Annotated in this window: 1 rRNA gene; it reads left to right on the top strand. The window is 50.7% G+C overall.

The window, feature by feature from the left end:
• Positions 1-207: ribosomal RNA gene (locus tag C2134_RS19250) — 23S ribosomal RNA — on the top strand; the annotation flags it as partial.

Below are 207 nucleotides of genomic sequence, written 5' to 3'. Positions count from 1 at the left end.
CAGGATGAGAATTCTAAGGCGCTTGAGAGAACTCAGGAGAAGGAACTCGGCAAATTGATACCGTAACTTCGGGAGAAGGTATGCCTGTTGTGGTGTAGACCCTTGCGGTCGAAGCTATGACAGGTCGCAGAGAATCGGTGGCTGCGACTGTTTAACAAAAACACAGCACTGTGCCAACACGAAAGTGGACGTATACGGTGTGACGCC

Origin of the sequence: Chromobacterium sinusclupearum (genome assembly GCF_002902845.1) — a bacterium.
Taxonomy (GTDB): domain Bacteria; phylum Pseudomonadota; class Gammaproteobacteria; order Burkholderiales; family Chromobacteriaceae; genus Chromobacterium; species Chromobacterium sinusclupearum.
This window is presented reverse-complemented; position numbering and strand designations above follow the sequence as displayed.